Here is a 16,738-nt window from a genome sequence, read left to right on the forward strand (position 1 = left end):
CTTCCAAGGAAAGACGACTTTTCTCTTTTTCACCTGTATATTTACAACAGAATAAGAAATAATTTATTATCGGTTGTTTATATATATGGAAAACTCTAAGATTAGTTACAGGTTCATCCTCATCTCCTTACTGTTATTGTTGGCTTCAGGTTGCAACAAGGCTGCAAATTCCGGAAGTGATAATTTCATACGATTTCTCGCTGTTTCCAGAAATACAAATAGCACCAAGTTGGGTCTATCGATCTCCGGGACATTAACACAGGATGGTAGGGTATTAAGCAATACTCTTTTGACTACATCTGCAGGGATTTCCACCTCCACCTCTGTCCAGGGAAGAGACGCCTCACAGGAAGCCATTCGCTGTGTTGATTACAATCTCAATTCCGATGCGGTGACCTGTATGCTTATAATAAAGACTGGCAGTTTGAGCGGAGCTACAGATGGATGCTTCCATATTTATTACGGTTCGGATTCTAATCTACAGTTAAAGTCCATAGCAACCTTCCATTCTATTAAGGTAGGAACTGAGATTAAGTTTGTGGAAAATACCAGTATTCCTTCCGGGGCAAATAAGCTATCTGTATACTCCTGCAATAGCGAAGAAACATTTCTTGCATCTGCAAATCTTACAGATTATAAGAAAACAGATGGAGTTATTACAGACAATAATGGTTCTTATAATGTTTTTTTGAGTTCCGGCGAAACTCATACTTTAAAAATTAAAAGAGCGACCGCAGATCTCGGAAACATTACTGTTGACCTGAGTAGTGTTATAACAGAAAGTGAATTACAACAGATAAAGGATAACCCTACAAGCCTTATGGTTACAACTCCTACAGGTCTTACGCTCAATGTGGTGATTAACAGTATAACAACCGTTGATGCAGAAACGACAGCCACATCTTCTACGAGTACATCTGATGCGACTTCCTCTCCATCTACCTTAACAGATACTGTAACAATGATTGATTTAACAACCTTTATTACAGAAACTCAAAATGATAACCAGTTTAGCAACAATACTAACGGAGGAACTCAAAATGATAGCTATACTATCGGAGGAATTGCTTCCGGGATTGTGGGAACAGGACTTGTATTACAAAACAACTCGGGCGACAACCTTACAGTGACTGCCAATGGCAACTTTACCTTTCCAACCCCGGTAAGCAGTGGTTCTGCCTATTCCGTCACGATTCTAACCCAGCCAACCAACCCGACTGCAACCTGTACAGTCAGCAATGGAACGGGAACGGCAACTGCCAATGTCAGCAATATAGCAATTTCCTGTATTGGAACTTATACTATCGGAGGAACTGCTTCGGGGATTGTGGGAACAGGACTTGTATTACAAAACAACTCGGGAGACAACCTCACAGTGACTGCCGGTGGTAGTAGCTTTACCTTTCCAACCTCGGTAAGCAGTGGTTCAGCTTATTCGGTTACGATTCTAAACCAACCAACCAACCCGGCAGCAACCTGTACAGTCAGCAATGGAACGGGAACGGCAACTGCCAATGTCAGTAATATAACCATTTCCTGTATTTGTGGAACTGTAACCCGCAATTGGGGAACCTTCACCGACATGTGTGACGGAACTATAAAATTAGAAGTCACTGCCGGAACATGGGGATCAGTTGCCTATTCTGCCCAGACTCTATATTATGCAAAATGCACACACGGTCAGTCCTTCAACCCAGCAAGTAATGATTGCCGGGGTACAGGAAGTTCCGGAGATAATTATGGAGCGACAACAACTCAGTATTGTAGTTCGTATAGTTTTGACTGCAATGGGGGTTCTGTTTCAGGAATTTTATCCCCACCTTTTTTAAATGGTAGCACAAGTACTGCTTATGATGCCTGCAATGGTTCCAGCCTTACCGGTAAAACAGACTGGCGTGTTCCGGCAAAAGACGAATTACGGCTTCTCGTTGAATGCACTACAAACACAAATGTTCCGGGTGATGGTCAGGATTGTGGTACGGCTTCACTTGGAGGAACTTCACCTCCGGCAGTTAATAGTCTTTTTTCAGATACTCCAAATCATGCTTCGAACTACTATTGGTCAGTGAATCCAGATCCATCGAATCCACCCGATATTTCGGTTGTTCTTTTCAATACTGGTGGCATTGTTAGTGTTGGATCGACTAATAATAATTACGTTCGTTGTATTCGCACCGGGCCGTAATGGGATACGCTGCTAATTGGGATGTTGCAGCTACTCACTACAAGTGATTAAGGGTTGGGTGATTTTCAGTATGGTGTAGATGAAGCGACACTTTACCGAAAAGGTGAGTATACCAAAACCTTATGAATTTATATCGTAAGCGTTAAAATATACCCACCTTGAAATAATAAAAGAATTATGCGAAAGTAAAAGCATAATGGAACATGAAAAAAGATTAGAACATCTATCAAACTGGCAACGAAGCGGGTTGAGTATGTCTGCCTACTGTCGGAAAAATTCTCTTCCAGTCTCTACACTACGAACCTGGAAGTCAAAATACTTACCATCCAAAGAGTTATGGAAAGAAGGAAGAATCAAAACTGAATCAAAAAACTTTTCCCAGGCAGTTAGTGAGGCAAGTCTGGAAATAGAGATACCGATTAATAAAGAGTTTAAAATTACAATAAGGTATTACTCATGATATTTAGAAATCCACAGAGATTAAAGATATATTTTTATGATAAGCCAGTAGACATGAGGAAGTCATGGAATGGTCTGATAGCACTTGTGAAAGAAAGCATGTGTCTCAATTTGTTTTCAGAAAGTCTATTTGTTTTTTCTGGTAGGAGTGGCAAGCAGGTAAAGATACTTTACTGGGATGGGAATGGTTTCTGTATCTGGATGAAGAAATTAGAGCAGGGAAAATTTCTATCCTTTAAAAAAGAAGGTTATGCTTTGAGCAAGAGAGAGTTGGATTTATTTCTGAGTGGTGTAGATATGAGAAAAAAACATCAGGAATTGCATTTTCAACAATAAAAAAGCTGTACAAAAAGAATAAGGATAATATTCACTTATACTCATGCTGGAAAGCTTACCTGATGATATTTTAACTTTAAAGCAAAAAATCTTGGATTTAAGTGCAGAAAAGAACTCTATAGAGGAGAAATTTAAAAATTCACAAAACAAGATTTTACAGTTAGAGAATGAAATTAAGGATTACAGGCGGATTTTGTTTGGAGCAAAATCCGAAAAGATGAGTCTTTTAGAATATGAGCAGTATCTTTTGTTTAATGAAGCAGAACATGGTCTTGATGATGAATCTGAATTATTTGAAGGCCTTAAAGAATCCCATGTAAGAGAACACAGGAGAAAGGGGCGAAGAAAGATTTCAAAAGATATACCTCGAAAAGAAATTGTTCATGATGTAGAGGAAGAAGAAAAAATCTGCAATTGTGGTTGCAGGATGCATCAGCTCCCGGATGAGATTTCTGAGAATTTAGTAATGATTCCAGCAAAACTGTATGTAGAGAGGCATATATACAGAAGATACGCCTGTAAAGGTTGTGAAGGTGACGAGAGAGACGAAGCAGGGAAAATTATCCTCACAGCAAAGAGACCTGAATCGCTCTTGCCGGGAAGTATTTTATCACCCTCCTTAATGGCCTATGTTCTGGTATCAAAAGTTGTTGACCACATTCCCTTTTATAGAATGAGTAAAATATTTTATAGGTATGGTCTGGAAATTCCAAGAGCAACTATTTCAAACTGGGTAGTTGGAGTATATGAGAAATATAAAGAATTCTTCTCATTTCTCAATAAGTATCTATTGAAAGGGCCCATAATAGGGATAGATGAAACAAGTCTCCAGGTTTTCAAAGAAGCCGGGCGGAAGAATACCACAAAATCATTCATGTGGGTTCTACGCGGTGGAACCGTTTCTAAAAGAATTATTCTTTTTCAATATTCACCTACGAGAAGTGCGGAATTCTTAAAAAATGAGTTAAAAGATTATACAGGTTTCGTTCAAACAGACGGTTATGAAAGCTATGATACACATTTAGCTTCTAATGAGAATATTATTCTTTCGGAATGTATGGCACATGTAAGAAGAAAGTTTTATAAGCTATATCATTCAACAAAAGATAGGGTTGCAGCAAAAGTATTGTATCTGATAAAAAAATTGTATGAGGTTGAAAAGCAAATTAAAAAATTAGAACTTTATGAAAAAGAAGAATATCAGAAAATTGTAGAAATCCGTCAAACAAAAGCAAAACCTGTATTTTTAGAACTCGAAGCATATCTGAAAGAACAGGCAATTCGTTTACCGAAAGAATTTGGAGTTGGTAAGCCTATTCAATATGCTTTAAACAGATGGGAAAAATTACGACCTTATCTCCAACATGGAGAAATCTATATCGATAACAACTTTGTGGAAAATGCTATTCGCCCTTTTGTTGTAGGACGAAAAAACTGGATGTTCTCAGGCTCTCCTCGTGGAGCAGAAGCTACCGCTTTCTGGTTCTCTTTTTTGGAAACATGTAAAGCCAATAATAAAGAACCATATGAAACTTTACTCGATTTCCTTGAAAAATTACCACTTTGCAAAAATTCAAAAGATTGTGAAAGAATTTTCTCTGAGGTTATGGGGTGGGTATAATTTAACGCTTACTCCTGTACAACCAATAACGCTTATTGGAGTTCCACTACGAGGTCGAGTCTTACTTCCTACTCGTGGTTCGTCAATTTCAATGACGGCTTTGTCAGCAACAACCCTAAGACGGGTTATAATTATGTTCGTTGTGTATCCGGACCCTCAGAGGGGACTGTATCCTTTACGGACAACGGTGATGGAACTATAACAGATTCGATTACAGGGCTTATCTGGCAGAAGTGTGGACTTGGCAGAAATAATGATTCAAGTTGTAGTGATGATACAGGAGTAGCAGATATCACCTCATGGCAATCTGCGATAGACTATTGTAATAATTTAAATCTTGGTTCAATAACAAACTGGAGACTACCCAATCGAAATGAGTTGCAAAGCATTGTAGATTATACTACAGATAGCCCTGCAATCGATACTACTGCTTTTCCTGCAACAGCCTCTACCTATTATTGGAGTTCTACTACGAAGTCGAGTTTTACTGGTACCGCGTGGTACGTCGATTTCGATGAAGGCAAAATCTACCAGGGCTTTAAGACGAGTAGTTATGATGTTCGTTGTGTATCCGGACCGTAGTTAGGGAGTTATGGATGAGGAGAGCCGAATGTTTTATAAAAAATATGAAAATTCGATAGTATTAAGTAAAGGAAATATTATAATAACTATGAGTAAACTCTACATCATCCTTCTTTTGTCTGTCCCTATTTTTCCGGATACCTTATTCTTGAAAAGCGGTAAAAAGTATGAGAATGTCATTGTTAAAATCCAGGTACAATCCCTTAAAGTGTCTTTTCAGAATCAGAGTTCACTGGAATTTGAGAAAAAACTGGTAAAAACCTTAAAGATACGACCTGTAAATTGGCCTTCAAAAAATTCAAAAAAAGCTATAAAAGAAGAAAGACTTCGGGTGGCAGAAATCCTGATGACTAATACAAATTGGAAGCCGAAAGAAGGGGAAAAACCAAGACTTGCCATTCTACCCTTTGAGGATACAAGCCGGGTCTCCAAAGCAGAAGCCAAACTATATTCACAGTTAATTAAGGCCAGTATCATTCAGAAAAAGGTTTTTCATGTCGTCGATGAAGTGAGTTTTTTAAAGGCTATCCGCGAAGGTAAATGTAATGATAAGAAATGTGCCGGGGAAATCGCTGAAAAGTTTAAAGCGAATAAACTACTTGTAGGTAGTATTTCACGGATAGGTAAGGATATCTATATCAGCGGTGATGTGATTGATATTCATAAGCGTACTGTGGATTTCTCTGAGACGGTAAAAATTGAATCCGGGGGCGATATCCGGGAGTCTATTGAGGAATTTTCCCGTTTGATAACAGGAGGAACACTCGAATACTGGAACTATGAGGCACTGAATCCCTACCAGGGAGAGCCATCCCACATTCCCTATCTCTGGCGTTCGACAATTTTGCCCGGCTTCGGACAATGGCATAAAAACCAACCCTTTCGAGGAGGCTTGTATTTCTCTCTTTTTGCAGGTAGTCTTGTATATTTAAACTCAAAGAAAAATGTGTACAATTCAAATTATTCTTCTTTTGAAAATGCAAAAAAACTCTCTTACCTTCCCGGGTCTATAACAGGAGTTCCTTCTATTTATCTCTTTTTATATGCTGAATCTTCCAGAAATAGTGTTAAGACATCTTCCCGTGCCGCAGATGCTACCGTTACCCTTGCATTAGCCATTTATTTAATGAATGTCATTGATGCCTATGTGATAGATATACCTAATGATGTGCTTATAGAAGAAGGCGAACAACCCTCATCTCCTTCCGAACCAGCATCTCCCGAAACACCTTCACAGGAACAGGGGTTTCACTTTTTTCTTTTCCCCCAGGACAAATTTGCTACATTTTCCTATCCTTCTCTCTCAACTATGAAAGCAGGAAGAAGCATGGAAGTAAGCTATACCTACAGGTTCTAAAAGTGTAAGTCATGCGAGTTCTCAATATCATTTTTGTTCTTCTTCACCTGAAATTTTTTCGGTTTTGACAGGATCGCATAATCAAACCCTGCTTTACACTTGACAAAAAGTAGATTTTCACTCAGGCTATCCCCTATGAAGCGGCTACCCCTGGGAATTCAGACATTTTCTAAACTTATTTTAGAAAACCACTATTACGTGGATAAAACAGAATTCGTCTATAAACTCGCTAATATAGGCACATACTTCTTTCTCTCCCGCCCCCGCAGGTTTGGAAAAAGTTCCTTTTTAGATACCCTGAAGGAAGCATTTGAAGGAAATGAAAAGATTTTCAAAGGTTTGTTTTTAGAAAAGAACTGGGACTGGTCTAAAAAATACCCTGTGATTAAAATCAGCTTTGGCGGAGGGCTTATGCAGACTCCCGAACAGGTTGATGAAATTATTCATGGTATTCTCCGTTACAACCAGAGAAATCTGGGCATATCCTGTGAGAAGGGATTGCCTGCATCTGTATGTTTGAAAGAATTAATTGAACAGAGTTCCAAACAATTTAAAGAAAAAGTAGTCGTTCTGATTGATGAATATGATAAACCCATTTTGGATAATATAGAAAAAGAAGAAACCGCTATCAAAATTAGAGAAATCTTAAAAGGGTTTTATTCTGTTATCAAAGATTCAGATTCTTACATCAGGTTTGTATTTATAACCGGTGTGAGTAAGTTTTCCAAAGTGAATCTATTTAGTGGCCTGAATAATCTAACAGACATTACCTTAGATCCACGTTTTTCTACTATTTGTGGATACACTCAGAATGAATTGGAAGATACCTTTCAGGAGCAACTTTCCGGTATTTCTCTGGAAGAGCTGAAAGAGTGGTACAATGGTTATAGTTTTGATGGAACAAAAGTATATAACCCCTTTGATGTATTGCATTTACTAGATAAAAGAACTTTTAAAAACTACTGGTTTGAAACGGGCACTCCTACTTTTTTAATCAAGCTCATCGAAAAAAGAAAATTCCCGATTCCAAAATTAGAGGATATAGAACTCACAGAGACTTCTTTAAATAGCTTTGATGTGGGTTCAATAGAACTCGAAGCTCTTTTGTTCCAAACCGGTTATTTGACGATTAAAGAAATAGAAAGATTAGGGGATATGATTATCTATCATTTAGTCTATCCCAATAAAGAAGTAAAGAGTAGCCTGAGTGATTCTATTTTGAAGTATCTTGCAAATAGCTTTAGTACGGATAAAGAAAGAAATAAAAGCACACTATTCAAATTATTACACAAAGGCGATGTTGGAGGATTAAAAGAACTGTTCCACTCCTTCTTCGCCTCGATTCCTTACAACTGGTATACGGGTAATACGATAGCCGACTACGAAGGCTACTATGCATCTGTCTTTTACACTTATTTCACAGCAACCGGTGTTGAGGTTCATGTGGAAGATGTAACCAATCTCGGCAGAATAGATATGGTTGCCATTCTCAATGGTCATTGCTATGTTTTGGAATTCAAGGTGAACGAACTAACACCAAAAGGTAGTGCCCTTGCGCAGATCAAAGAAAAAAAATACCACGAGAAATATATAGGTTATGAAAGTTCACACCTTTATTCCGGATCAGTAAAAAGCATATATCTAATCGGTGTGGAGTTCAACAAAACAGACAGAAACATCACGTCATTTGATTGGGAAGAGGTGGTATGCTAATTACTATTCCCTATTGGATGTTTTACTTATATTCGCTTTTTTACTCAATTAAATTCTTGATTTGATAATTCAATTAGTCTAACTTAGCAATAGGTAAGTCATGCGAGTTCTCTATATCATTCTTATTCTTCTTCAGGCCTGTACCTTTTTCCCTGTCCCCGAAAGAGAAATACCTTTTATAAGCTATTTCTTAAGTTCCTAAAATATTACCCCTCTGTCTGTGATGCTCTGACTATCACAAAAGATAATATATTGGTTTCGGATGGCAATCTCTCTTGATAGGACGTGCTGTAAAAAAACTTCCTCTCGATTGTTCATGACCAATTCAGATACACACTGAACACGATTTCTTTATTCCATCAGGTAAACTAAATCAATTTGAATCGTATTTACGCCGGGCTTCAATGTAAACTCTGCTTTTTCATAGCTCGGTGGTCCGAAATTAGACGGTGGATTATTAGAAAAACCATATCCTTCTTTGGGAATCCCTATCATGTTTGTGTCTAACTTATTATTGTTATTCTCATCATGAATAAGGGCGATAGCATATTTTTTGCAGGGTAAGCTTACATTTGCAAGCGATTCATTTGCCTTTATTACAATTTTTTTGTATGGTTTTGAATTTGCAAAATTCTTAACCTTTTTATTATGAATCCCTATTAAGATATTGCCTTTCTGGTTATGAACTTTTTTTAGTTCTATTTTCAACTCACAGGTTGTGGGTTTTTCTGCAAAGATACTAAATGGGGATACGATACCCAGTAAAAGAAATAAAATTCCGATTTTCATTCTATGCTCCTTTCTATTGTTTAATAAACTTATACACAATATTTGTAAATCCTCATTTTTTTCGGGAAGTAAGCGAGCCACCGATGGCTCGCCTGCGATTAAAAAATACTTCCTGGTTTTTTGAGCAGATACCAACATTTTCCTATAAACTAATTATCTGTATAAGTAATCTGTATTGAAACACTTTCCATTTCATTTGTAACTTTAAATTTAGCTTGTTCCCAGTTGGGCATACTTTTTGTATTATTACTTATTCCGAAACCTTCTCTGGGAATCCCGGACTTAAAAGTATCCAAACTGCCATTACCATTTTCATCATGATAACAAAGAAAAGCGTATTCTCCTTCAAAGAACTTACCCTTGAAAATAAAATTCATTTCAGGTTTGTAAGCTTTCCTGTATGCCATGATAATAGCTTTATCAAATTTCATGAACCTTTCTTCTTTGTCAAAGGCTACAACATTTAAATATCCTCCTTCGCTTCGCACACCTTTTATACTAATACGGATTTCGGCACTTTTTTCTAAGGGCGTAAAGAGTGGTTCAACAGAAGCACAATTTAATATGCTTCCCAACAAAAGAATACTTAAAAATATTAGATTTTTCATTTTATTCCTCTCACATACTCGAAATAATAAGCGGTATAGCTACAAATAAGAATCCATACCTTGCATACAGATAAAACACGTTCAGGTCTACTTTTTGCTCCGGTTCATTGAATTCAAACATAGCATCCTTGAACTTTGGAGTTATTAACACCGGCCTGTTATACGATGAAAAGCCAAAGCCCTCTGTTGGCCATTTAGGTATCAGATACAGGTATTCCTTATCCGGAATCGTAAGGTCTAAGTCATTATTAGATGATTCATCGTGGATAAGAAATATTACATACTTACCAAAAGCTAAATCTGGAATTTCAATTTGTATATTTTCTTCCACATTTGCAGGAAGCCTGTAGGATACACTTGCCCTTTTAAAGTTTTGTGGATAAGAAGTCCGGGCTCCTTCAGAAAATAGGAAAAACATGATATTTCCCTTATCATTTCTCAAACCCTTTATTTCCACACGGAGATTTCCTTTGTCTAAATTTATTTCTTTTTTGGGTACAACTGTTTTGCAGGAGATAATAAGAAGTAAGATAATGAATTGAATGAGAGCTTTCATTTTTATCCTCCGCTTAATAGAGCATTTATCAGAGCAATGGAAAGGATTCCATACCTTCTCCAGAAATAGGAAGTATAAAGTTCAAAAGTTTTTGAATCTTTATCCAGAATAAAACTGGCCGATTCAAATTTGGGTGTTCCTATACTCGGTCTATTTACATTGCTGTAACCATAGCCTTCCACCGGCCAGTTAGGAAGGAAGAAAAGCCATTCTTTTTTAGGAAGTAATAGGTCAAATTCGGCATTAGCGTTTTCGTCGTGCATATAAATAATCGCATAACGTCCATAAGGTAGGTCTGAAATTTGAATCACCATTTCCTCTGAGATATTCGCGGGAAGGATGCAGGCATATACTGAACTTCTCGAATCACCCGGGTAACCTTCTTTTCCATCCTCGTCAAAAACTATCATACGTATAAAGCCATTTCCACTTGAGAGATCATCTATTTTCAAAATAAGCTCTCCCTTTTTTTCTTTATCGTATACTGTTTGTGTTGAAGAACAGTTAAATAATCCTGATAATAGAGCTATAAGGAATATTAAGATTTTCATTTCTTTTCCTCCTGACAGGGTAGTTTTTCAGGGTAGTCGATTAGGAAATCCTGTGCCTGCTTGGGTAGTACATCCCCCCAGTTTGCATAGCTCAAAGAAATGATTTTCTCATTATCTTTTCTTGTATAGTTCTTGAAATCAGAGTTTACTTTCCCCATTTTTTCATAGTTCACATCCAATGTTTTTACAGGGGTTTTGCAGGAGAAATCAAAAGCTTCAAGAGAAACTTCTTTTATTTTATTGGAGTCTTTGCTTCTAAAGTGGATTTCTTTTTTTTTCGTGTTATAAACAATATTCCAATAAGAATAGAGTAAGGGATCTTTAAAAAGGAAGTTTCTCAGTTTATGGTACCAGTTAGGTTCAAATTTCACTTCATTTAGGGTATGAAATGAATACTTAATGCCATCTTTTTCTTCTTTATAATTTTTTATAAGATGCGATATTCTACAAAAACGCTCCTCTGAACTGAATCCTTTGGGAATGGACGTATACTCTTTATCAGAGTAATTAATATCTTCCTTTAACATTTTGGGATAGGGTTCATTTGTTAATGCAATAGTAGGTAAAGTATCTTTTGAATATACTATCATCTTTCCGGCTTCAAATTCGAAGATGGCACAGTGTTCGTTTGTATCACAGGCAAGATAGTGTAGTTCGGATGCGGTTCTTGAAATTTGTATTTTATTACTATTGTCTATCATTTCCTGTACACTTTTATAGTTGTCCAGGTTATACTGAATCCACTGAAGTTCGTTTACAGTTGGTTTAGATTCTAAATCCGGATATTTCCCATCGATTAGCCACATGAGCTCTATACTTAATCCTTTTTCGTTCATGCCACCTGAGGGGAGTTCTCTTCCAAATTGGTTAAAGGTAACACTTCCATATTTGGATATCCATTCTGCCGCGTGTTTTGCTACTTTTTTCTCCATTACGAGACCCATTTTCATTACATTTCGTTTATTTGTAATTAAGAGCCCGTGTCCAAAAGTGAAGTCATAACTTTTTCCCATAAAAAAGTCATCCCCGGATTTGAAGCCGAAGGTAGAGCAGGGATAAAGTTCCGATGCCAGGATAATAAATGTAAGGGCCAGAGTGATTATATAGTATTTGGTTCGCATGATTTTTCGTTCCTTTAGCAAACACTATATCAGGTAAAAACCACCTGTCAAGAGGCGTTGCTATGAAAGCTACATATAGGGAATGAGTGCTACGATTGTTTCAGTTTTTCTTTTAAGTGGGGGGCGAATTTTCTTCCTACAGGCAGAACAGTTTCTTCTTCGTCATTTAAGTATGCCAGATAGCTCCCTCCCTTATTGTACTGGATATGGGAAAGTCTTTGGAGGTTTATGATATAGCTTTTGTGAATCCGCATAAAGTTTTCTGGTAAACTATTTTCGATGCTCGAAAGTAAGCTGGCTTTTTTATACTCCTTCTCTATAGTATGTACGACTATATTCTTACCATGAGATGAAATGTAAATAATATCTGAACTCTGTATTGTATACATATTTATACCTTCCTTAATGCAGAGACTTGTAGACTTTGTACGTTTCACAGGGGGGTCAGGAGGAAAATGAAGGTTTTCTAATTTATCATGGAGGTGCTTCTTTTCTTTTTCGAGGTGTTCAATGCGGCTTGCAATCACGGCTATTATGAGAGTTATAATGGATGTATTTTTAAAAATATTTATAAGAATGTCTTTATGAAAAACTTCAGAGGAAGGACCGTATATAATCAGGTGGTATAATAGTAGGACCCCTATTCCACAAAACGAGGCCAGGCAGGCTACGGGAATTACAACGAAAAGAATACCGGAAAAGCTTCTCGGACTGAGTTTGCTTGCAAAATGATAGGAGGAAATCATCGCAAATAAAGAAATTACCTGGAAAGAAAAAAGGGTATCTATAAATTTTAAGAGATTGAAATTACGAATGGATTCTTTAGCAAACTCCAATTGTAATAGGTAGATAAAACCGGCTATCAGAGTGTTTATAATTACCCAGTTATATATTTTTTGTTTCATACTATTTTCTAAGATGCTTATTATAAAAACTTACAAACAGTATAATTCCAAAAAACAATAGAATTATATAATTTACTAAATTACCGAATATTATATAAGGAGTATCTTTTATAGTTTCTCTTACAGGAATTTTAAATATACGAATATCTTCTGTATTGATTTTCGTTTCGCTTATAACTTGATTTCCGATAGGACTCGTTACACTGGAAACTCCGGAAAGAGATGAACGGATGAAGTATCTTCCGGTTTCTACCGCTCGTACAATAGCTATCCCGTTATGTTGATGGTTTTCCCAGAGGTTACCGAACCAGGAATCGTTTACCTGGTTAATGATGATTTCCGGTTTTTCTTTTTCTAAAAAAGCTTCTCTGACAAACTCAGGAAATATAGCTTCGTAGCAGAGCAGGGGAAGAAGTTTGATTTCTCTATCATAATTCTGTATATTCATAGAATGGAATATACTTTCCGGTCTGTTGATTTCTCCAAGTTTATCAGGGTTTATGTCCTGAGGATTTAGAGAAAGGTTTTTATGGTTTATAAGTTTTAAACTAAGACTGCGAATTTTTTTCTGGGACTTTTTATATTTAGAACTTTCCGGAAAAAGTTTTTCTAAAAATGAAAAGGGAAGACTTTCTCCGAAAGGAACTAAAATTTGTTTATGATAGATTTCTTTTGTCTTATCGGTTCGGGAGAAGAGAGTAGCTGAATTGTAGGCAGATTGGTTTTCAAAATTGACTTCATTATACAGGATACTCACAGAAGAAATCCGGCTTAAAAAAAGAATAATTCCCTGAAAGGTAGAAGAATACGCTTTTTTTTCCAGATTGTCTTTCGTGGCTTCTGTGCTAAAGAAGGGCACAGCCGATTCGGGTAATATCAATAGATCCAGACCCTCTTTTCCTGCCTCGAAAATAGCCTTTAAGGAATAGTTAAAGACTTTGTTTAAAGCTTCTTTTGCATAAGCTTCGTCTTCACGTGCCTGAAGGGTTCCTACTGCTGTATTGGTTTGTACCAGGGCTATGTTTAAGTTTTCTTCCGTACCTTTTGGAAAAGATATAACTCTTATAAAACCATAGAGATAGACAGTAAAAATAAGAAGCAGGGGAAAGTAAAGGGATTCTCTCTTGAATAGAGGAAAGTCGATTTGTTTCTTTTTTTGATAGAGTCGGCCAAATAGGGAAAGGAGTACGGAAGGATATAAAAAGGAAAGAAAGCTTAATCCGTAGATTCCGGTAAGAGATGCTATTTGTAAACTAAAAACATCAGAACTGATAAGGTCTCCGAAATGCCAGGGAAAGAGCTGGTATAAGAATAAATCGAGACTCAAAGCAAGTGTCGGAAAGAAAAAGGTTTTCGAGATTTCAGTTTTTTTCAGGACAAAATGAGAGAGGAATAAAAAGAGAAAAACCTTGGAATTTAAGAATATAGAATAGAAGAGAAAAGCGAGAAAGGATACAAATAGATTGGAACCGCTTAAATTATGGACTCCTATCCAGATAAAGTGAAAAATACATAAGTTAATTATAATATTCAGGAATAGGGAGATTTTAAAAGCACGGCTGGTTTTTTCTTTAGCTAAATCGGATGCCAGTAAAATAAGACCTGCGGTGCCTATAAGCCCGAACAGGGAAGAATGCAGAGGTTGCATTCCTCCGAATAAGCCTATTATAATACAAAAAAATAAGAAGGGAAGTTTTAGTATTTTTAAATCCAAGACTCTATTTGTTAGTTTTTTTGTTTTTTAAAGATTCTTCATATTGCTTTCTTCTAATATATTCTTCAGCTCCCTGTTCTCCCATATACTGAATACGCAAAGCCTTTAGTTTCTCCGTTTTATCTTCTTCAGAAAGACCTGTATTGTCCTTTAGGAACTTCTCTTCAGCTTTTGTATACTCGGATTCTTTTTGTTTTTCTTCTTCTAACTGTGCATAAACCTTCTGTATCCTTTCGGCTCCTTCTTTACCGAAATACTTTGTTTGAAGTTCGATCATTTTTTGTTTTTTATCGTCATCTTTCAATTTCTTAAAATCATTTTCTCGTAGGGAAATTTCGACTTCGTAATTATTAAAAGGAGTTTCCCGTTCTTTCATCGAACTATAATAGTCTCCGTAGACGGTTTTTTTGAGTTCTTCGTATTTCTTGATTCTTTCTTCGCCGGATAAATCTTTGGTTTCCTTATAAAAGTTTCGAGAAGCTTCCGAAAAAGTTACTTTAGACTCTTCGAGACCAAAGATTAATTTGGCTTCTTCTTCGCTGAAAAGTTCTCTACGCTTTTGCTTGATAAGTTCGTACCGTTCGGAAAGTTTGAGATTTTCCGGTGTTTTGAAATCTCTCATCTCAATTTCATACTTAAGATATTTGCTTAAAAGTTTTTTCAAGGTTTCATTACCGGGAGGAGGAAAGTTTTTATCGATAAAGACAGACAGCATATTATTGCACTGTTCAAAGCGATAATCTTCCGGACATTTCCTCCTCATGGCCCAGAGTTCCGAGACAAGGTTAATTTTGCCTTTGCGGGCAAGCTCTAAAAGTTCATTAACGTCTGATATCATATTTTTATCATAGAAGATAGACTCAGCCAGATTTCCGAAGCTTGATTCTCCTATCATAGCCATAGGAACAGGGCTAACGGATTCTCCCGGAAAGCGAAGTTTTTTCTCTTCTATTTGGACTTGCTCGGTTTTGGGTGCAGATTTGTTAGAAATAAAATAAAACAGGATAGAAGAGATTAAGAGTATCGTTAGAAGAATGAGTGTTTTTTTTCCATTCATAGAATTGAAAAATTATCCTTATACAAAATAAAAAGCGGGAGAAAACTCCCGCTAAACTTAACTATTGGTTTGCTTTGGCGTTTTGGGCCATTTTGAGGTAATAGCCTTCAACGTCATACCAGAGTTGACCGGTCCACTCAAAGTTAGTGGCCTGAAGATGGTCTACACCGTTTGTAGTAATCGGGATAGAAGGTCCACCTTTCCAGGTTCCCCATTTCTGAGAGGAATAAGGTACAACACCGTCATTGTCTCCTCCCTGACCATTGAACACACCACCTGCCCAGGTAATTGGATACAGGACAAACATAATTGGGTGTTGAATGATAGTGGGAAGAACGTTTATTTTTGAACCATAGGAAAAGTATTTCACGTTGGATACGTTAGGAGTAGTTTGATTAAAAACGGCAAGAGTATCTGTTGAAAGAGAAACTCCCATAGCAATAACATCCTGCTCTCCACCACCGTAAATTAATTTTCCAAATTCATTTAGTATAGAGCCTACAAAGGGTTCAATCCAGTCCGGAAGAACATCCAGAACAAAGTCAGCAACCGGGCTTCCTCTATGAACAGAGTTCAGAGTGGTCAGGGTGGAAATTTTATTGGAGATACCGAGGTTACTTATCATATACCTGGAATCCAATCCTCCCTGTGAGTGGCCTATAATGTGAACCTTAGAGTAGTTATTGGCTGCCATCCAGACAAGGATTTGCTCTTTTTGCTCCTGAGCCCTGTAGGGAAGACCCTGCATTGCCGTTTTACCGGGAGTCAAAACAGCTGCACCCTGTTCTCTGAGATAATCGTCCATGCCGCCCCAGTATTTCACGAGGCCATTCATTAGGCCCTGAGTATCATCGAAACCGAGGATACCATGGGATAGAACGATTGGATAGCTACCAGCTAAAGGCTTAGTAGAACCACCGCCGGAAGCGGAAACTGCTGTCGTAAGTAAGGCTGCTAATACAATTGTTAATAAAGTTTTCATTTTCACATTCCTCTCATTTTTGGATATGACCAGTTTACCGGATTTGTTCTAAAAAGGAAAGTAATAATTTTTAAAAAAAGAAGAAATATGATAGAGCGGTCATTTTTTATTTCATTGCTTTCGATCTCGTTGCAAAAATAGGAGGACAAACTTTAGACAGGCGTATAAAAATGTTTTATATGCACTTTTTGATAGGCTATGC

Annotated in this window: 16 protein-coding genes; 7 read left to right on the forward strand and 9 right to left on the reverse strand. The window is 37.0% G+C overall.

Annotation, left to right across the window (positions count from 1 at the left end; translation table 11 throughout):
• The first annotated feature begins 85 nt into the window (after window positions 1–85).
• From H7A25_17610 to H7A25_17640, 7 genes are all read left to right on the forward strand, one after another.
• Window positions 86–2,185, forward strand: coding sequence for a DUF1566 domain-containing protein (locus H7A25_17610; protein MCP5501724.1), 2,100 nt, complete (start codon window positions 86–88; stop codon window positions 2,183–2,185).
• A gap of 196 nt (window positions 2,186–2,381) precedes the next feature.
• On the forward strand, window positions 2,382–2,645 hold the full coding sequence (locus tag H7A25_17615) for a hypothetical protein (GenBank protein ID MCP5501725.1): 264 nt from the start codon (window positions 2,382–2,384) through the stop codon (window positions 2,643–2,645).
• On the forward strand, window positions 2,642–2,980 hold the full coding sequence (gene tnpB / locus H7A25_17620) for an IS66 family insertion sequence element accessory protein TnpB (GenBank protein MCP5501726.1): 339 nt from the start codon (window positions 2,642–2,644) through the stop codon (window positions 2,978–2,980). Before H7A25_17615 ends, tnpB begins: the two co-directional genes overlap by 4 nt.
• Window positions 2,981–3,023: 43 nt before the next feature.
• Entirely contained in the window at window positions 3,024–4,601 is a 1,578-nt protein-coding gene (locus tag H7A25_17625; protein MCP5501727.1) for an IS66 family transposase, read from the forward strand.
• Window positions 4,602–4,799: 198 nt separating this feature from the next.
• A complete protein-coding gene (locus H7A25_17630) occupies window positions 4,800–5,183 on the forward strand; it encodes a DUF1566 domain-containing protein (GenBank protein MCP5501728.1) in 384 nt (127 codons plus the stop codon).
• A 28-nt stretch (window positions 5,184–5,211) separates the two neighbouring features.
• Window positions 5,212–6,540: a hypothetical protein gene (locus H7A25_17635; protein MCP5501729.1), complete on the forward strand. Its 1,329-nt coding sequence runs from the start codon at window positions 5,212–5,214 to the stop codon at window positions 6,538–6,540.
• A gap of 135 nt (window positions 6,541–6,675) precedes the next feature.
• On the forward strand, window positions 6,676–8,253 hold the full coding sequence (locus H7A25_17640; protein MCP5501730.1) for an AAA family ATPase: 1,578 nt from the start codon (window positions 6,676–6,678) through the stop codon (window positions 8,251–8,253).
• Window positions 8,254–8,604: 351 nt separating this feature from the next.
• Here H7A25_17640 and H7A25_17645 read toward each other — a convergent pair whose 3' ends face one another.
• From H7A25_17645 to H7A25_17685, 9 genes are all read right to left on the reverse strand, one after another.
• A complete protein-coding gene (locus H7A25_17645; GenBank protein MCP5501731.1) occupies window positions 8,605–9,042 on the reverse strand; it encodes a DUF2141 domain-containing protein in 438 nt (145 codons plus the stop codon).
• A 149-nt stretch (window positions 9,043–9,191) separates the two neighbouring features.
• On the reverse strand, window positions 9,192–9,650 hold the full coding sequence (locus H7A25_17650; protein ID MCP5501732.1) for a DUF2141 domain-containing protein: 459 nt from the start codon (window positions 9,648–9,650) through the stop codon (window positions 9,192–9,194).
• Between the two features lie 10 nt (window positions 9,651–9,660).
• Window positions 9,661–10,206, reverse strand: a complete 546-nt coding sequence (locus H7A25_17655) for a DUF2141 domain-containing protein (protein ID MCP5501733.1) — start codon at window positions 10,204–10,206, stop codon at window positions 9,661–9,663.
• Between the two features lie 2 nt (window positions 10,207–10,208).
• The gene (locus H7A25_17660) at window positions 10,209–10,757 is read right to left on the reverse strand and encodes a DUF2141 domain-containing protein (GenBank protein ID MCP5501734.1); all 549 of its coding nucleotides are present in this window, start codon (window positions 10,755–10,757) and stop codon (window positions 10,209–10,211) included.
• The gene (locus H7A25_17665; GenBank protein ID MCP5501735.1) at window positions 10,754–11,878 is read right to left on the reverse strand and encodes a linear amide C-N hydrolase; all 1,125 of its coding nucleotides are present in this window, start codon (window positions 11,876–11,878) and stop codon (window positions 10,754–10,756) included. Before H7A25_17665 ends, H7A25_17660 begins: the two co-directional genes overlap by 4 nt.
• A gap of 89 nt (window positions 11,879–11,967) precedes the next feature.
• Entirely contained in the window at window positions 11,968–12,783 is an 816-nt protein-coding gene (locus tag H7A25_17670) for a LytTR family transcriptional regulator (GenBank protein ID MCP5501736.1), read from the reverse strand.
• Window position 12,784: 1 nt separating this feature from the next.
• Window positions 12,785–14,497 (reverse strand): hypothetical protein, encoded by a 1,713-nt coding sequence (locus tag H7A25_17675; protein ID MCP5501737.1) that lies wholly within the window; start codon window positions 14,495–14,497, stop codon window positions 12,785–12,787.
• A 4-nt stretch (window positions 14,498–14,501) separates the two neighbouring features.
• Window positions 14,502–15,554 (reverse strand): lipase chaperone, encoded by a 1,053-nt coding sequence (locus tag H7A25_17680; protein MCP5501738.1) that lies wholly within the window; start codon window positions 15,552–15,554, stop codon window positions 14,502–14,504.
• A gap of 61 nt (window positions 15,555–15,615) precedes the next feature.
• The gene (locus tag H7A25_17685) at window positions 15,616–16,536 is read right to left on the reverse strand and encodes a lipase (GenBank protein ID MCP5501739.1); all 921 of its coding nucleotides are present in this window, start codon (window positions 16,534–16,536) and stop codon (window positions 15,616–15,618) included.
• Between the last annotated feature and the right edge of the window lie 202 nt (window positions 16,537–16,738).

The organism is Leptospiraceae bacterium, from assembly GCA_024233835.1.
GTDB lineage: Bacteria > Spirochaetota > Leptospiria > Leptospirales > Leptospiraceae > JACKPC01.

Excerpts from the sequence above, each read along its gene's own strand:
- H7A25_17655 (MCP5501733.1), bottom strand. The coding sequence starts at position 10,206 with ATGAAAGCTCTCATTCAATTCATTATCTTACTTCTTATTATCTCCTGC.
- H7A25_17665 (MCP5501735.1), bottom strand. The coding sequence starts at position 11,878 with ATGCGAACCAAATACTATATAATCACTCTGGCCCTTACATTTATTATC.
- H7A25_17685 (MCP5501739.1), bottom strand. The coding sequence starts at position 16,536 with ATGAAAACTTTATTAACAATTGTATTAGCAGCCTTACTTACGACAGCA.
- H7A25_17660 (MCP5501734.1), bottom strand. The coding sequence starts at position 10,757 with ATGAAAATCTTAATATTCCTTATAGCTCTATTATCAGGATTATTTAAC.
- H7A25_17650 (MCP5501732.1), bottom strand. The coding sequence starts at position 9,650 with ATGAAAAATCTAATATTTTTAAGTATTCTTTTGTTGGGAAGCATATTA.
- H7A25_17635 (MCP5501729.1), top strand. The coding sequence starts at position 5,212 with ATGTTTTATAAAAAATATGAAAATTCGATAGTATTAAGTAAAGGAAAT.
- H7A25_17615 (MCP5501725.1), top strand. The coding sequence starts at position 2,382 with ATGGAACATGAAAAAAGATTAGAACATCTATCAAACTGGCAACGAAGC.
- H7A25_17625 (MCP5501727.1), top strand. The coding sequence starts at position 3,024 with ATGCTGGAAAGCTTACCTGATGATATTTTAACTTTAAAGCAAAAAATC.
- H7A25_17645 (MCP5501731.1), bottom strand. The coding sequence starts at position 9,042 with ATGAAAATCGGAATTTTATTTCTTTTACTGGGTATCGTATCCCCATTT.
- H7A25_17670 (MCP5501736.1), bottom strand. The coding sequence starts at position 12,783 with ATGAAACAAAAAATATATAACTGGGTAATTATAAACACTCTGATAGCC.
- H7A25_17610 (MCP5501724.1), top strand. The coding sequence starts at position 86 with ATGGAAAACTCTAAGATTAGTTACAGGTTCATCCTCATCTCCTTACTG.
- tnpB (MCP5501726.1), top strand. The coding sequence starts at position 2,642 with ATGATATTTAGAAATCCACAGAGATTAAAGATATATTTTTATGATAAG.
- H7A25_17640 (MCP5501730.1), top strand. The coding sequence starts at position 6,676 with ATGAAGCGGCTACCCCTGGGAATTCAGACATTTTCTAAACTTATTTTA.
- H7A25_17680 (MCP5501738.1), bottom strand. The coding sequence starts at position 15,554 with ATGAATGGAAAAAAAACACTCATTCTTCTAACGATACTCTTAATCTCT.